The organism is Nostoc sp. S13 (genome assembly GCF_029379315.1).
GTDB lineage: Bacteria > Cyanobacteriota > Cyanobacteriia > Cyanobacteriales > Nostocaceae > Nostoc.
The window spans coordinates 32,403-49,475 of record NZ_JAQYWQ010000007.1; the positions used below are offsets into that span (position 1 = coordinate 32,403).

Annotated in this window: 12 protein-coding genes and 2 pseudogenes; 7 read left to right on the forward strand and 7 right to left on the reverse strand. The window is 40.6% G+C overall.

Going from position 1 to position 17,073, the window contains the following annotated elements; translation table 11 throughout:
• The first annotated feature begins 82 nt into the window (after positions 1–82).
• Together PUQ00_RS03985 and PUQ00_RS03990 are read left to right on the forward strand one after the other, a co-directional pair.
• The gene (locus PUQ00_RS03985) at positions 83–1,201 is read left to right on the forward strand and encodes a hypothetical protein (RefSeq protein ID WP_300413404.1); all 1,119 of its coding nucleotides are present in this window, start codon (positions 83–85) and stop codon (positions 1,199–1,201) included.
• A 96-nt stretch (positions 1,202–1,297) separates the two neighbouring features.
• A complete protein-coding gene (locus tag PUQ00_RS03990; protein WP_300413406.1) occupies positions 1,298–2,275 on the forward strand; it encodes a D-glycerate dehydrogenase in 978 nt (325 codons plus the stop codon).
• Positions 2,276–2,348: 73 nt separating this feature from the next.
• Here the strand turns inward: PUQ00_RS03990 and rbsK are convergent, their stop codons facing one another.
• The 3 genes from rbsK to PUQ00_RS04005 form a co-directional block, all read right to left on the reverse strand.
• On the reverse strand, positions 2,349–3,293 hold the full coding sequence (gene rbsK / locus PUQ00_RS03995) for a ribokinase (RefSeq protein ID WP_300413408.1): 945 nt from the start codon (positions 3,291–3,293) through the stop codon (positions 2,349–2,351).
• A 223-nt stretch (positions 3,294–3,516) separates the two neighbouring features.
• Positions 3,517–5,202 carry a SulP family inorganic anion transporter gene (locus tag PUQ00_RS04000; protein WP_300413410.1) on the reverse strand — a complete coding sequence of 562 codons (1,686 nt, stop codon included), beginning with the start codon at positions 5,200–5,202 and terminating at the stop codon, positions 3,517–3,519.
• A 393-nt stretch (positions 5,203–5,595) separates the two neighbouring features.
• Positions 5,596–6,216 (reverse strand): hypothetical protein, encoded by a 621-nt coding sequence (locus PUQ00_RS04005; protein WP_300413412.1) that lies wholly within the window; start codon positions 6,214–6,216, stop codon positions 5,596–5,598.
• A 1,765-nt stretch (positions 6,217–7,981) separates the two neighbouring features.
• Here PUQ00_RS04005 and PUQ00_RS04010 point away from each other — a divergent pair.
• A pseudogene (locus tag PUQ00_RS04010) lies at positions 7,982–8,850 on the forward strand (IS5 family transposase).
• Between the two features lie 342 nt (positions 8,851–9,192).
• Here the strand turns inward: PUQ00_RS04010 and PUQ00_RS04015 are convergent.
• Positions 9,193–9,441: pseudogene (locus PUQ00_RS04015) on the reverse strand (Uma2 family endonuclease); the annotation flags it as partial.
• 81 nt (positions 9,442–9,522) lie between these two features.
• Here PUQ00_RS04015 and PUQ00_RS04020 point away from each other — a divergent pair.
• Both PUQ00_RS04020 and PUQ00_RS04025 read left to right on the forward strand, forming a co-directional pair.
• A complete protein-coding gene (locus tag PUQ00_RS04020) occupies positions 9,523–11,331 on the forward strand; it encodes an ABC transporter ATP-binding protein (RefSeq protein ID WP_300413414.1) in 1,809 nt (602 codons plus the stop codon).
• A gap of 39 nt (positions 11,332–11,370) precedes the next feature.
• Positions 11,371–11,799: a hypothetical protein gene (locus PUQ00_RS04025; protein ID WP_300413416.1), complete on the forward strand. Its 429-nt coding sequence runs from the start codon at positions 11,371–11,373 to the stop codon at positions 11,797–11,799.
• 185 nt (positions 11,800–11,984) lie between these two features.
• On the opposite strand, the gene PUQ00_RS04030 is transcribed toward PUQ00_RS04025, so the two are convergent.
• The gene (locus PUQ00_RS04030; RefSeq protein ID WP_300413418.1) at positions 11,985–12,383 is read right to left on the reverse strand and encodes a hypothetical protein; all 399 of its coding nucleotides are present in this window, start codon (positions 12,381–12,383) and stop codon (positions 11,985–11,987) included.
• A gap of 534 nt (positions 12,384–12,917) precedes the next feature.
• Positions 12,918–14,300, reverse strand: coding sequence for a cytochrome P450 (locus PUQ00_RS04035; RefSeq protein WP_300413529.1), 1,383 nt, complete (start codon positions 14,298–14,300; stop codon positions 12,918–12,920).
• Positions 14,301–14,620: 320 nt separating this feature from the next.
• Here PUQ00_RS04035 and PUQ00_RS04040 point away from each other — a divergent pair, with 320 nt between their 5' ends.
• Together PUQ00_RS04040 and PUQ00_RS04045 are read left to right on the forward strand one after the other, a co-directional pair.
• The gene (locus PUQ00_RS04040) at positions 14,621–15,253 is read left to right on the forward strand and encodes a ParA family protein (protein ID WP_300413420.1); all 633 of its coding nucleotides are present in this window, start codon (positions 14,621–14,623) and stop codon (positions 15,251–15,253) included.
• A gap of 2 nt (positions 15,254–15,255) precedes the next feature.
• Complete coding sequence (locus tag PUQ00_RS04045; RefSeq protein WP_300413422.1) at positions 15,256–15,879, forward strand: hypothetical protein; 624 nt, start codon at positions 15,256–15,258, stop codon at positions 15,877–15,879.
• A gap of 76 nt (positions 15,880–15,955) precedes the next feature.
• Here the strand turns inward: PUQ00_RS04045 and PUQ00_RS04050 are convergent, their stop codons facing one another.
• Positions 15,956–16,975, reverse strand: a complete 1,020-nt coding sequence (locus tag PUQ00_RS04050) for an acyltransferase family protein (RefSeq protein ID WP_300413424.1) — start codon at positions 16,973–16,975, stop codon at positions 15,956–15,958.
• Positions 16,976–17,073: the final 98 nt, after the last annotated feature.

The following is a 17,073-nucleotide window of genomic DNA, read 5'->3' on the forward strand; positions in this document are numbered from 1 at the left end:
GTAGTTGAATATTTTTTTTGTCAGTTCCTAACGCGTTTATGTTCAATACACTGCACTTTACCTAAATTCTAGGAGTGGAAATATGAGTTACAAGCTATCACGTCGAAAATTTGCCCAGTTGGCAGTTGCTGGAACTGTAGTATCTGGAATTACTTATCTAACTAACAAAGCTTTGGCGCAAACACCAAGTTTAAAAATTATTGGTATAGATTCTGGGTCTATCATCAGCAGTGACCAAACCGTTATTCCAGAGGTAAACACCACTGAATTAGACAGCACTGACTCAAACACAAACACTGTACTCACAGATATTAAGCCTGTAGGACTAGGACTTGTTTTGCAATCCTTAGTTTCAGGAAAAACTCAACTTCTAACTCCACTAGCCTCTCAGATATTTGCTGAGCGCGATGCAGCTTTAGTAGAGTCTAATGAGGCATTGAGTGTCTTCAGTTCTTTAAGTGATGGCACACTTGCCGATCGCATTACAGCTTTAGTAGAGCCTAATCAGATATTGAGTGACTTGACTTCTTTAAGGAATAGCAAACCTGCCGATCACCTTACACCTTTAGTAGATTCTGATGAGATATTGAGTGGCTTCACTAGTTTAAGCGATGGCACACTTGTCGTAGCCGTTACTCCTGTTAGCACTACTAAGAAACAGGCGACACCTACTCGCATTACATTTTTGGGTACACCTGTCAAAACTTTGATAGTCTCAGGACTTAAAAAGAATCAACAGCTTGGGAGCTTGCTAGGCACTAATGATGGGCGACTCATCGGTTTAGTAGGTAAGAAGAACGGTACACCACCAATCAGATTGGTAGATATTAACCTTCAAACAGGAGAGATCAGTTTGATTACTAAGGTTAAATTCCCGGAGGATGAGCGAGTCAGTAATCTAGCTGAGTGCCCAGATGGAAAACTCTATACCTCTTTAGTTGGATTCGATGGTAGTACAACTCTGGTACAGCTAGATTCAAATCAAAAAAACCCGATCAAACTGGGACAATTGAAAGTTAATGGTGAAGCATGGAATAATGGCTTACAAAGCTTGGTTTGCTCTGCAACAGGTCAACTCCTCGCCTTTGGAGGGATGAGGTATCAAACACCTAATGCTGTGTATAGCATAGATAAGAACAGTGGAAACATGACTCGGCTACAAGACTTTGACGCTGCCCAGATTACGCTTGCTCGTGGGTAGAAGGGATTGAGCCGATATCTAGCAAAAAAATGCCAAGCCCTCGTCTGGATTTGAGGGCTGCATTTTAGGCATCTAATTTGTTGGAGGATCAACAATATGCCTCAAGCTAAAGTCTTTATCACTCGTCGCCTGCCCATCGAATTGGAGCAACTGCGCTCGCTCGCTAATGTGGAAGTTTGGCCAGAACGCCAACCCCCTCCCTACGAAATTTTACTAGAAAAAGTCAAGGAAATAGATGGATTGCTCTGCTTGCTGACTGACCAAATTGATCGGCAACTGATAGAGTCTGGGAAACTCAAAGTTATCAGTCAAATGGCGGTGGGTTACGATAACATTGACATTCGTGCCGCTACTGCACAGCAGATTCCCGTGGGTCATACTCCCGGTGTGTTAACTGATGCTACCGCAGACTTTACTTGGGCATTATTGATGGCAGCTGCGCGGCGAGTCGTGGAGGCAGATCGGTTTACTCGTGCAGGGTTATGGCAGACTTGGGAACCAGACTTGTTATTGGGGTCAAATGTTACAGGTGCTACTTTAGGGATTGTGGGTTTTGGGCGCATTGGTCAGGCGATAGCTCGTCGTGCCAAAGGATTTGAAATGCAGATTTTGTATACGAGTAGGCAACGATGCAAGCCAGAATTAGAACAATCTCTAGGTGTGGAGTTTGCTACGTTGGAACACATACTTAAAGAGTCAGACTTTGTGACACTGCATACACCATCTGCTGATGATACTTATCATCTGATTAGCGATCGCCAATTTGAGTTGATGAAGCGATCGGCTATTTTGATTAATACAGCGCGGGGAACTATTGTAGATCCAGATTCTCTGTATCGTGCCCTTGCAAGTGGTGAAATTGCCGGTGCGGCTGTGGATGTCACCGAACCAGAACCGATTCCCACCGATAGCCTGTTGTTGACCTTAGATAATCTAATTATTGCACCTCATATTAGTAGTGCCAGCCGCCAGACGCGCTCAAAAATGGCAACAATGGCGATCGCTAACTTAATCGCTGGACTGACAGGCGATCGTCTAGTTTATTGTATTAACCCTGAAATTTATAATTCATAATTCGCTAATTAATATCTTTTTTAAATACCTACCTTGAAAGCCTCATTTCCCCCAGTCCCTAGTACAGACGCGATTAATCGCGTCTCTCCTCACTCCCCACTTCCCTTTCCCTAAGAAATGCATCAAATGTAAACCTATCCGGTAGCGAAGTTTGTGCGCCTGATTTTGTTGTCGCCAAAGCACCGGCGGCGGCACCCCAAACAACCGCCTGATGTAAACAAAGTCCTTCAAAAAGTGCCGCTGTTAAGCCGCCATTAAAAGCATCACCAGCAGCTACTGTGTCAACTGCATGAACTGGAAACGCTGGTATAAAAAAATTTTCCTCAGCAGTGGCACAAAAAACACCTTTAGCACCCAGTTTGACGATCGCACATTTCACACCCCGTTGTAATAAAACTCCAGCTGCTTTGGCTGCTTGTTCTTCTCCATCCACAGGAAAACCGACTAACTGCGCTGCTTCAACTTCATTCGGTGTGATAATATCCACCAACGGGTAAAGTTCATCTGGGAAATCAGATTGTGCGGGTGCAGGGTCGAGAATTACGGTTATTTTGGTTTTTCTGGCGGCTTTAGCGGCTGCAATCACGGCAGTAATCGGAATTTCTAATTGTAAAAGCAGTGCTGTAGCATCTGGTAATAAATGGGACAATCGTTCTACATCTTCTTGATTGACACACCCATTTGCACCAGGAATTACAATAATTTGATTTTCACCAGCATGATTGACGGCGATGATGGCGACTCCAGAACTAACAGTTTCATCCACAAAAATATTGTCAATCTGCACACCGGATGCTTGCAAATTGTTGACAAGCTGTACACCAAAACTGTCTGCACCCACACGCCCCACCATTTGGGTAGGAATTCTCAATCTTGCTAATGCTACGGCTTGATTAGCTCCTTTACCTCCCGAAACTTGAAAAAAGTCTTCTCCTAGCAACGTTTCTCCTGGGACTGGCAACCGAGGTGCTGTTGCTACCAAGTCTATATTTATGCTGCCGAAGCTGATAATGCCCATGATGCTTATTTTTGTTGATCGTCAAGTCATTCAACCTAATATTAGAGGATGCGATCGCAATGGTTGAAACAACCAAATATCAGGCGATGTGCGATTTATATTATATCCGCTTGATTAGTTCTTAAACCCGAAGAACCCCAAAGAGCCAAAGCTGCGCGTTGTCTCCCCTAAGAGCCTGCCTACAGTGTACACACAAGTCTAAAATAGCTGATTAACCAAGGTTTTACCCTTCATTTAATTCCATTAATTCTTTTGTTTTCAAATCAGCCGCTACAGGTAGAGAACATTCTGCAATCTGAGGAGAGATAGAGCAAATCGCATCTGTCGTTGTTTCAAAACAATTTGATAATCCAATTGTTTTTAACAATCCTGAACGTTCTAGTAGTTGTTTGACTCCGGGTTGTAAACCTGTGAGAATTAAGCGGCAATTGTGCCGTTCCATGTCGTGATAAATATCCTCTAAGGCTACTAACCCAGTTGTGTCCATATTTGGCACAAACCGCAACCGTAAAATTAAATACTTCACTTCCGGTTCATGGCGGAGGAAGGTAGCAAACCGTTCAGCAGCACCAAAAAATACGGGCCCATCTACCCGATAAACGGCAATTTCCTTACCTAATTCTAGAGGAGTACCAGGGGGAAATACTTCGGTTTCAGGTATTTTGACTAGGCTTAAATCGCTCATCCGTTTGATGAACAAGGCTCCAGCTGCAATCAATCCCACTTCTACAGCCAGAACTAAGTCAAACAAGATTGTCACTAGCCAGGTGAGAATCATCACAGCAAAGTCGGAGTAGGTAGCACGCATTAATAAACCAATCGCTTTCCATTCAATCATCCGCGTGCTAACTACCATCAAAATGCCAGCAAGTGCTGCTAAAGGAATCTGTGCTGCTAGGGGTGCTAAAGTTAAAACAATAATCGCTAAGGCAACGCCGTGAATTACCCCAGATAGTCGGGTTTTAGCGCCAGAACGGACATTGATAACAGTCCGAGCGATCGCACCTGTTGCAGGAATGCCACCAAAAAATGGCACAATGATATTTGCCAATCCTTGACCAATTAATTCGCGATCACTATTGTGTTTTTCGCTCACCGTCATCCCATCAGCCACCACCGCCGATAGCAACGATTCAATACTTCCCAGTGCTGCTAAAGCCAAAGCGGGATTAATCAGTTCCCGAATCAAGCCAAAATTATTCCAGTGGGGAATGCCTTGGGGCATCGGTAAAGATTGTGGAATGCTGCCAATTGTGGGTACATGCACATGGAAATAAGTAGCGATCGCTGTTGCCAACACCAACCCCATTAAAGAACCTGGTATTGTAGAATTAATCTTGGGCCACAAAACCGTGGTTGCAATCACTACCATTGCCAACCCAACAGCAGCCCAGTTTAAAGCTTCTACATGACTTACACTTTGCCAAAGTCCCGGCAGAAAATGTTCACTACGCGGTAGTTGTAAACCAAAGAAATTATTTAATTGACCACAAAATATAATCACGGCAATACCATTGGTAAAGCCTGCCGTCACTGGATAGGGAATAAACTTAACTAGCTGTCCAAGTTTGGCAACCCCCAAGGCAATCTGGATAATTCCAGCCATCACCCCAGCAATCCAAACTTTTTCAATGCCGTACTTGCCGACAATTGCCACCAAAATCACAGCCATTGCACCTGTTGGCCCTGTAATCTGGACTGAGGAACCACCAAAAATTGCCGCGACTATTCCTGCTACAATCGCCGTGTAAAGTCCAGCTTTTGGTTCTACTCCACTTGCCACCGCAAAAGCTAAAGCTAAAGGCAAGGCTACCACTGCTGCTGTCAATCCTCCCGTCAAATCGCCACGCAGTCCACTAAATAAGCGTCCCAGACGTTGTGGTTCTTCGAGAATATCTGAGATTGCCATATTCGGTTTCAACTCTCATACACAATTTGTTGATACATACATTGATGTGATATGATATCCGGGCAATTAAGCATAATACCCGGAACCTCAAAGAGCCTGAGGGGAAAAGCCCTTTTATTATAGATATCTCTAAAAAAAGTCAAAATTATATTGTTATTAATTTGTAGCGTGCAGTCTTGAAAAATCCGCCCATTTAGGTTTTAAATGAAGCGACCTCAGCGATGGATAATAGACCTCTTGCAAAAGTCCCAAAATCAGGCATGTCATTCTGAGCAGAACGCGGTGGAGAGAAGAATCTCACTAGATGTATCACTCGGCTCAATATGACAATTTAAGCATTTATGCAAGAGGTCTCTTAAATTGCATATAGTACTTATGTACGATGCCTAAGTCCTAATAATACGACCTTTTGGGTGATAAGGGTAACACTTTTATCTCACTACCGTCTTCAGGAACGACTTTTAATGGAAGTGAATCCTGATGCTCTTGTCTAGATAATTGAATATATTGAAGACCTTTTTTTGTAGGCTTAACTACCATAAGATAGTGATTGCCTACCCACTTAATACTTATTACTCTGTACAGCAAAACCCAGACTTCAGCTATCTCTCCAGTGTTAATTTTATTCCTTGAGGATTCACCACATTGCCATTCAAGATTACCGCTGGGTGTCCATAAACCCGCAAGATAATGATAATCAAAAAACGAACTACCACCAAAAGTTGTAAACGAATAAATATTATAGCTCAACCATCTTTCATAACGCTCAGGGTTCTGAGTCAGATCATTATATCTTGCGTTCATCGACGACAGCAGAAACTTCATTTGTTCTGCTTTAGTAGGACGCACCCATGTTTCGGATGAGTTGCAAATTTTAAATGGTACTTCAATCGCTTTACTGCGATTAGTGGACTGTGAGGCAGCAGGCTGTGAAAAAGTTATGCTGATAATAGTCTGAGCGCTTACAAATGCTCCTGTTAACAGGAACATATTTACTAATTTAAGAAGTTTCATGATTTTGCTTGTTTATTTATATGAAGAGTATTTGTAAAGAAACCCCGTTTAAGGATAGCGGAGTATATGCGTGCCATCATTATTTAGTTAGGAATGAGTGAAATTAGCTTATGCATTAGACTTATCCGGAAATGAGAACTTTATTTGGCTGAAACCTAGCTCTGGAGAGGGTTTTAGAGGTTCCTGTTTTATATAAGCTAAAAAGTCAGCTATGTAAGGGTTTCAGCTATTTTGAGGTTTATTTGTGGATAGGTCTATTAGACTCAGCCGCAACCCAGAAGCAAGAATAGACCAATTCCACTGCAATCAGCCGCCATATGACCTTGAAATAGTTCACACTATCGAAGTTGAGGAAATAACCCGATATTTTTTTATCATTATTGACTTATGCTTAGAAATTTCAACGCTATAACGTTGTTCACAATTAACAATATATAAAATTTAGTAAGATATGGATGAAGACATTGTGTCACTACCTGAATCTAACTATTAAATATTGGATAGTGTATAGCTTATCAGTTTTATTTAAAAGTAATCTGAAGCGTTGTTGTAGATAAACTTATTCTTTAATACGTAAGCGACTCTCATGATTTTGAGTATGACAATTCTCCAATTGGACTAGTTAGTACGAATTATTTTAAAAATATCATTACTTAAACTAGAAAAATTCATATCTCGCCATTTACCATATAACAGGGTTTTAACTCTAAAAAAGTCGGCAAATGTGTAGTTAAACGACATCTCTGAATGGGAGCAGCCCGCAGCGCGATGGCGTACCCGCCCGCAAGAGCGCGATCGCCGCATGTTAGACTGTTCACTGGACACTATTATGACAGTAGAAAGTGATATAAGTCCCGTAGTCGGATTCGTAAATATCGTTGCCACCTGCACCAGTCAAAGTGTCGGTGTTACTGCCGAATAGGATATCGTTACCCTTAGTTCCAATGATATTTGCCAGAATTTTTACCTACCTAAATCTGATTTTTTGAGCAACTTTCAGTTTTCAATCTACTATTGGTGCTGTTTCAGGCAGAAACCAGGGCAAACGCATCTAAATTATACTTGCTCACCACCGAGGTTAAGAATCAATGAAAAAATCAGTATTTCTTGTTTGATTTGTTTTCTAACCCTCAAAGCGATGCCTGCGGCGGGCTACGCCAACGCTTAATTCTTTGTGAATAAACAAAGCTTAATGAGATTGCTTTTGGATTTATTGAGAATATAGTAGTCTTCTTGACATGATGCGTTCGCCCTGGGGTAAGAGTATTTCGCCGCCACCCATCCCTGCTGCTTTTTAAGAGGCTTGTCGAGAGGGGGAGATGTGAATCATTACCATTCTGCTATAGGATTTGTTTTGTAGAAGGCTTTAGGACCGCTTGACCAGTAGTCAAGCGGTAGGTATATGTAAGGAACTGCAGACAGAAACGCTTCAAACTGCAAACAAGGCGATTTTGAAACCACATTAAGGTTCTTGTCAGATTTTGGTGATCAACACAGAAAAGGGTTTTAAGGCGAATGGCACTAAGAAAAGCGCAAATGTATTATTTACAAGGGTTTCATCTCTTTGGAAAAATGTAGACTAATGAAGCAGCGATCGCAAACTGAGAGTTGCAGATTATTCTGATTCCCGACCTGAAAACTATTAGTTTTATAAACTCCTTATCCTGCAACTATTTCAGCTTTTCTTAGTGCCATTCGAGTCAGTAGACCTCTTGCAAAAGTCTCATGAGCGTGGGACAAGTAGGTTAGAACTTTCTTTACATCTATGACCTACGAAAAGGTAAAAAATCTCAAACCGGAAGAATTCAAACGCTTGTGTGGTGTGCATCCTGAGACTTTTATTCAGATGACAGAGGTAGTGCGATAAGCCTAACAGGATGGCTTCGCTTACCGCGTTCAAAAACAAAGCTGAAAACAGGGCGACCAGGTAAACTGAGCTTAGAAAACCAATTGTTGATGACATTGGAGTATTGGAGGGAGTACCGCACCTATTTTAATATTGGCCAATCTTGGGGAGTCAACGAGTCAACAGCATATCGTATCATTAGAAAAATCGAAGATATTCTCATCAGTTCAAGAGAATTTTCGCTTCCTGGGAAGAAAAAGCTTTCCTACCAAAATTATCAGATAGAAGTAGTGGTAGTGGATGTTACGGAAAGTCCGATAGAACGTCCTAAAAAAAACAGAAACAGTTTTATAGTGGTAAAAAGAAAAGACATACATTAAAATCTCAAGTTGTCGTAGACCGAAGTACTGGAGAAATCCTCTGTACCGCACATGGTAAGGGAAAAGAGCATGATTTTCGTATCTTCAAAAATAGTAAAGTTAGGTTAAGAAAAGATATCGAATGCTTGGGTGATAAAGGATATCAAGGAATTCATAAACTTCATGCCAAGAGCCGAATACCAAAAAAGAAACCGCTTAGGTGGTGAACTCAACCGTGAAGATAAAAAAAGTAATCAAGAGTTAGCCAAAGTCCGAGTTGTGGGTGAGCATATCAATCGAAAACTGAAAATATTTAAAATTTTGTCTGACCGTTATCGCAATCGTCGAAAAAGATTTGCTTTGAGATTTAATCTCATAGCTGGTTTGTACAACTATGAGCTTCGTCTCCCCAAAACTCAATCTGCTTAAATGACTTTTGCAAAAGGTCTAATGAAACTGCATTATTTAGGGTACTTGTCAAAACTACAGGTATCTTAAGCAACTTTGCCACTTTCGCAAGTGTAAGAGTATTCTTTTCTACCTCGGTCAGAGGGAAGTTTTTAATCAGCTTTATCGTGCCAACTTCATGATCAATCAGAAGCATGGCCGAACTTTCTTGAATGAAATCAGAATATTTCATTGTGCTGTTTGACTATATCCTCTCAAATCAGCTTACAAGTCAGATGTATCTAAACACAACTTTGGTATTCTAGCTTAGAAAACCGTAGCGAACGCCCCTACCTCACCTCAGCCAAAACAAAATTTTATTTGTCAAATATGCATAATGTCGTCGAGTTTAAGTTTTAAATTTGGCAATATCTCAGAATAAGTAGTATCTCCTAAGCGATATTGTTGCTGCTGGTACACACCGTTCACTAACTGACAAACTGTGAAGGTAGGTTGTTTGGGATTGCCGATAAATTGCAAACCACCTAAGCCCCGAAAGTCTACAATCCAATATTCTGGGATGTTAAGAAAAGCGTATTCTTCTACTTTTCTTGCATAATCATCTTGCCAATTACATTAAGTCTTTAATCTTCAGACTCAGGACTCAGGAGTGTGTTCTGTGTTAATATCAACTGCACGAAACCGCAAAAAGCCGTGACTACAGTATTAAAATCTCATCGGGTATCAAGAAGGCGTAAACATTCAACGCATCCTCTCCAGCGTTTGCTTGAGTATGGACACCAGTATCGTAAACAAATTTGGCTGGCGACTACTTATTCTACCCTGAATAAATTTTTCGACTTGGCACCACCCGGCTTAATTGGCGTCGCGGTGGATGTGGTAGTCAAACAGCAGGATTCCATAATTGCACAGTTAGGGGTACGCGATGTCTTTCAACAATTTTTGATTATTTCCTTCCTGACTGTGATCATTTGGATACTAGAATCTGTTTTTGAGTACGCCTACGCTCGACTTTGGCGTAATTTGGCTCAGAATATTCAGCATGACTTGCGTTTGGATGCATACAAACATTTGCAAGAGTTGGAATTGGCTTATTTTGAAGAACGCAGCACTGGCGGTTTAATGTCTATTCTCAGTGATGATATTAACCAATTAGAGCGATTTTTGGATGGAGGAGCGAATGATATTATCCAAGTTTCCGCAACTGTTGTAATTATTGGCGCTGCTTTCTTTATTTTGGCTCCTAGTGTAGCGTGGATGGCTTTGTCACCGATGCCATTTATTCTCTGGGGTTCCTTTGCCTATCAACGATTACTTGCGCCTCGCTATGCTGATGTCCGGGAAAAGGTGGGTTTCCTCAATTCGCGTTTGTCAAACAATATCAGCGGAATTACTACTATTAAAAGTTTCACCTCCGAAGCTTATGAAGCCTCCCGTTTGGAATTAGATAGTGATGCTTATCGTCGTAGTAACTCTAAAGCAATTCTTCTTTCTGCTGCTTTTGTCCCATTAATTCGGATGCTAATTTTGGTGGGTTTCACGGCATTACTGTTGTATGGCGGGATGGCAGCAGTTTCTGGAGCAATGTCTGTAGGTACTTACAGCGTATTAGTGTTTTTAATCCAGCGCTTGCTGTGGCCTTTAACAAGATTAGGCGAAACTTTTGACCAATATCAAAGGGCAATGGCTTCTACTAATCGAGTCATGAATTTGTTAGATACTCCCATCGCTATTCATACAGGTAATGTATCCTTACCTGTGGATGAAGTGCGCGGTGAAGTGCAATTTAAAAATGTTTATTTTGCCTATCAAGATAGATTTCCAGTTATTAAAAATCTGTCTTTGGATATTCCGGCGGGAAAAACCATTGCAATTGTCGGTTCAACGGGTTCTGGTAAAAGCACTTTAGTCAAACTTTTATTGCGGTTATACGAAGTGCAAACGGGAAGTATTACTCTCGATGGCATTGATTTACAAAGTTTGAATTTGCAAGATTTACGCCGTTGCATTGGTTTGGTGAGTCAGGATGTCTTTCTATTTCATGGCACTGTAGGGGAAAATATTGCCTATGGTAGCTTTGAGACTACAGAGCAAGAAATCATCAGGGCGGCGAAGGTAGCCGAGGCGCACGAATTTATTATTGAATTGCCCCAAGGTTATCAGACAATTGTCGGGGAAAGAGGACAAAAGTTATCTGGTGGACAAAGACAACGGATTGCGATCGCCCGTGCAGTTCTCAAAAATCCCCCGATTCTGATTTTAGATGAAGCGACCTCGGCGGTGGATAATGAGACAGAAGCAGCAATCCAGCGATCGCTCGAACGGATTACTGTCGATAGAACTACAATTGCGATCGCTCATCGTCTTTCCACCATTCGCAATGCCGATTGCATTTATGTCATGGAACATGGGAAATTAGTAGAGTCGGGAACCCATGAGCAATTGCTGGAGAAAGATGGGATTTATTCTAGTCTCTGGCGTGTACAGTCAGGTTTGAGATAACTTTCGCGCAAAGTTTTGTGTCTTCATTACAAATTATTTATGTTTTTTGGTAATAGTCAACCAGAATCAGGTGATAACAAGTGGCGTCGCCAGTTGGATAAGTTTGTGAAAGCAAATCAGCAAGAATTGGCGGCGCTTTTTTGGGGATTGTGGTTAGCAAATGGCGACAGTCAGGGTACTGTTGGTATTGATTTGCAACCAACGCCACATTTTGTTTATTGTCCGAAAGAGCAGATAGATAAGTTAAATAATCAAGTTGATAATCGGCTTCAGGAAATTTTGGGAATTGTTGAGAATCATCAGCCGGATGTGGAAGTTGTGATGATTGGGATTGGGAAGGGGGAAATTAAGTTAATTCAGTTTGCACCGTCACCAGCACCACCGATTTGTTTTGAGGAAGTTGGGAAGGATGTGGATGGGTTATTGGATGTGCTGGAAGAGAGGATGAGGGAGGAGATTGTTTTTTAACGCAGAGGGACGCGGAGGGACGCGGAGGGAAGCGCAGAAGAACGCGGAGGAAGATAAGAACTCTGCGCTTATTGTTTAGTTGATTGCTTTGTAGAAATATTGATAAGTTAGATTTTTCGCACAGTGCCAGATGATGTTAAACGCAGCCTCATAGCGAGATGAGTATCTATAAATTTTGCTAGACTTCAGAGTTGTATCTCAAGCATTGAAGAATCGATATCTAAAAGCCAACTTTCATCAATAAACTCTAAATTTTCATTGTAAATAAGAACCAACTCGCCTAGCTTTTGAGCGTTATTATTTGCCGTCTGTGTGCCATCAACAGCAGAAGCTATAAGGAAAAACTTTAGTTGTAGAAAGCGTTCTTTGTGGGTAACGCCAATACAGCTACTAACTAATTCAGCTTCTAGGGTACGAGGCAAAGTAATTGTTTCATAATATTTATCTTGTTCATCCCAGTAGCCGTATATTTTATAATCAGATAGTTCCAAATGTTGTTTAACAAGCGTATTCGCATCTAAAGTTTCTAATATTTCACTTAAATCTCGCCAAACTTGATGATTTTTTAATTCGAGTTTTGTCATAGTTCTGCGGGTTTAATGTTCTGTTACCAAACCGGGGAAGTGTAATATACCATCAATAAATTTTGCATGAAATCGGCGCTCGCCAGTTTTACCTAATACTTTAGATTTCAAATCGTAGTCCGATTCTTGGGAAGTCACTAACCCCAGATTACCGCGAGGAGGTACTTGCCCTTTCTCAATAGCTTTTTAATGTTTGCCATTCCGATCGGATTTTAATGCAAACTTTATTTGTTCACTTCCAAATGAGACTAGTAGTCCACCGGTTGAAAATATACAGTATTAGGTTGAATATCTTCCCAATTATTGGGTAAAGCTTCCATTTAATTTACTACTGATATATAAGATTAATATTTGATTTCTGAAAAAGCTCGGTACAACTCGAAAAGCCTAATTCCCTATTCCCTACTCCCTACTCTCCACTCCCCGCCTACGTAGATAATTTCAAAAATCAAATACGATTCCTATAGTAGTCAAATTTAATTCGTAATTATTACCCCATAGTAGGGTGGGCATTTTGATACCCACCCTAGTTGCCTAAACTAACGCTGGTGTATTTGCACGCTTTACTTGAGGTGTTGCAATCATCCGCATTCCGGCGGGTGCGGCTATAGTTAACCCACGGCGCACAGGACGCACAGGACGCTTATTCACCTGCCATACTTGAAATTCAGACAAAACAGTTGCCAAGACGATTTTCATTTCATACTGGGCAAATGCCATGCCAATACAGCGACGATTACCGCCACCAAAAGGTAAATATTCATAAGGTGAATATTGTCTTTCTAAAAAGCGTTCTGGTTTGAACTGCTTGGATTGTGGGTAAACTTCTTCCCGATGATGCGCTAAATAAATACTGGGGACAATTGCCGTTCCCTCTCGCAGTTCGTAGCCCATAATTGTAATTGGGGTCTTCACAATCCGGGGGAAAGCAGTCATGGCGATTGGGTAAATTCGCAATGTTTCTTGGCAAACTGCTGTCAAATAGGGCAATTTAGCCACACTACTCAAATCGGGGTTAACTCCAATGGTGTTAAGTTCTTGTAGCAACTTCTCACGCACCTCTGGTAAATAGTCAATCCAGTAAAAAGCCCATGTCAATGCCGAAGCGGTAGTTTCATGTCCCGCAACTAGCAATGTCATTAACTCATCGTGTAATTCTTCATCTGACAGCCCTTGACCATCGTCGTAACGAGCCGCCATCATCAAACTTAGGATATCTTGGCGATTTTGCTCAGATTCAGCCCGACGTTCTCGAAGCAAAGCATAAATAAGTTGATCAATTTTTTGCCGTTGTTGCAGAATCCAACCCCACGGACTCCACGCACCGAAATCTTTTTGCATGAACCGGAAAAAGAAGGCGCTGGACATTACGGGCGAACTGATGAAGTTTAGTAAGTCACTTAGCGATCGCCTCAGTTCCTTAAAAAGCTGTCCTTCACTCAAACCAAATACAACCCGTAGAATAACACGCAAGGTGATTTCTTGCATCGACTCACGGATATTGAAAGGCTTGCCAATTTGCCATTCATGACTCACCTGTCGGGTTATTTTACAGATATCCTGACCATAAGCTCGCATTCTTTCGCCATGAAAAGGAGGAGTTAATAGTTGCCGTTGGCGCTGGTGGCGATCGCCATCTGATAACATAAAGGAGCGATCGCCCAGCAAAAATCTTAGTCCCATGTTCCCCCCCCCAACCTCAAAATGGCTGGAATCAGCAGTAAAAATCTGCTCAAGTGCTTGGGGTTGACTAAAGTACACAAGATGGTTATCAGAGCGACGACTCCTGATCGTGAAAGTGTCACCATAGATTTTGGCAAAATCATCCACATATTTCACAGGCTGACTAATAAACTTGATCATCCTTAGCCAGCGCGGTATTTGAGGCCCATCAGGCAGATGGTAAGTTGCTGTCATAGAATTTTGGGGAATTAATGGCTGATGAATTTTATTGTTACGAGTTTTCATGTTCTTTAGGGTTACAGAAAGCGGTATATTCAATCAATGGGGAGTGGGGAGTAGAGAGTGGTGAGTAGAAAGTGGGAGAAAAGAAAAGGATAATAACTAATAACTGCTAATGACTAACTCAGTACTCAACACTCTTTCAAGTCAGTCCATCGTCAAAAAATCCCACAACCAAACATGAAAAAGATTTCTTCGGCTACTCCCCGCTCCCCATTGCCCCTAATCCCTAGAGGGAACCCTGAGTTCCCCACTCCCTTTTCCTAGCTAAAGCAGTGCCAAAAATCATCGCTATTCTCAACGGTAAAGGAGGAGTCGGTAAAACGACTACCGCAGTCAATCTGGCTGCAAACTTTGCGAATAAAAAAAAGGTGCTTTTGATTGACGCAGATATTCAAGGTTCTGCCAGCTGGTGGTTTGGGCGCAGTCAGCAAGGAATGGGATTTGATTTATCTCAAGAAACCGATCCGACACTTTTAGGTGATTTAGGAAAGATAACAGGTTACGATTTAGTAGTGGTGGATACGCCTCCCGCACTGCGCTCTGAAGCATTAGTGGCGGTAATTGCGATCGCAGATTATCTAGTTTTGCCTACACCCCCAGCCGCAATGGATTTAGCTATCCTCGTGGAAACAGTCAAGGAAGCCGTCATCCCCTTGGGAACCCCCCATCGGGTATTGCTTACCAAAGTCGATACGCGCAGTCTGGGGGAAGCACTAGAAGCAAAAAACACTCTTACTCGCTTAGGTATTCCTACTTTTAATACTTTCATCCGTGCCTATAAAGCTCATGAACGAGCAGCACTTGAAGGTGTAGCAATTACTCAATGGCGAGGAAGTAACGCACGGGAGGCGGAATTAGATTACCGTCGTGCAGCTGATGAATTACAGCGTGATTGGAGAAAATAATAATGGCTAGGAAACAAAGTCTCTCTGACTTATTACAAGAAGAGGCGCAAAAATTTACACCCTCAGAAGGTGAATCTGCGATCGAAGTTACATCTGAAAAAATTGCCGAAGAAGAGGCTTCATCTGATGAGGAATCCTCAGCAGAAACACTTGAGCCAACTTCTACTAAGCGCACAAGTTCCACTAAGGCTGATTTAGAAACAACTGTCAAAGAATTGACAACTAATTTAGAAACAAGCCACAAAAAAGAAGCATCTCTTGCACAAGACATTGCTGATTTGCAATCAAAATTATCTAAACAAAAAACGTTTGCATCAGAACAAAAATCATTACTAGAACAGCTAACAAAAGAACTTGATGAAACCAAAAAAACAGCACTGCAACTTGCAGAAGCAAATTCCCAGCTTATAGAAGAAATTAATTCTTTAAAACAAACAGCAGAAGATAAATCTAAACTTGCTGTAGCTGTAAAGGAAACTAGTGCTATAAAACCCGTAAAAGAACACTACAATCCACTTAACTACAAGAAATCACATCGGTCATCGGAAACACTAGCTCAAAATCAACCTCAAAATCAACCAAATGAGTATCCTGATAGTTCTAATGAGATGTGGTTACTTGACTAAAGTCAGTTAATCTTGGCTCCCCCTTCCCTAGTAAGGAAGGGGCTGGAGGTTGGTTTTTGATTGTTGAATCGATGCTCTAGATAACAAACTGTTTTAAACGAGTTAACTTTAATAAATAAATTGATAACATAGTAAAAAATACAACAAAAAATCCTTCAATTAGAAAGATTGTACTCAAAGGAGTTCCAACAAATCCTATATCTATGCCAATTTTATAATTATTAATTAACAAAAAGAACAAGTATTGCCAGTATTTATGTAATGAAAACAAACCAAGAGAGTATTGAGATAATTTTTGTACCAAGAAATTCTCTTTTATTTCTTTTTGGGAATGAACATAACAGAAAATAGTTATTGCTCCGCAAATAATGGCAATTCTTCCATAGATACTTGAGTAATAGCCATATGTACGTAGATAAATGTCATGAAATGAAAAAAGTATAAATGCTATCAGGTAGTAAAATTTGAAATTTAATAATTTATCAGGAAACTTAACTAAGTAAAAAGCTATGGGAATATAAATAACAAAATTTATTAGCCAATGATAAGGAATACTGAAATTTAGTATACAACAGGCTTCAAAATAAAATAAACAAAATAATATTATTCTACAAGATATAATTCTTCTGAAAGAATCTGATTTTATGATTTGATATAAAAAGGCCAAAATTGTCAAACAAATTAGATTAAAGAGAAAATAGAAAACTGAATCACCAACAATTGGTAAGCTTGGTTCTAAGCCTGTAATGACTTCCCATGAAAAATTAGGAATTTTTCTCGTAGCTATAATAAAAAATATATTCTGAACAATCACCCAAAATAAATAAATTTTAATTAACTTAGTAATTCTTTTTTGGAAGTATGTAATGTCGCCAGATTTCTGAAAAAATAAGTAAAGAGAAACAAGATAAAAAATCGGAACGGCTGTTAAATATAATTGCAGTTCCAAATTCCTCAGAATTTTAGCAATAAGAAGTACAGTCATATGAGCAGAATCATTTATAATAAATTGAAATGGTCGTAAATGCCAGATGAAAACAAAAGCAATGCTTAATGCTTTCAAGGCATCCAGACTATTATTTCTTTCTATTCTCATCGCTATTTATCTATAAACTGACTTTCTAGTAAATTTCCAAATCAACTCTAATGAACTACTGTCTATTTGAAAGACAGGTTTGCGATCGCTCTAGCTAC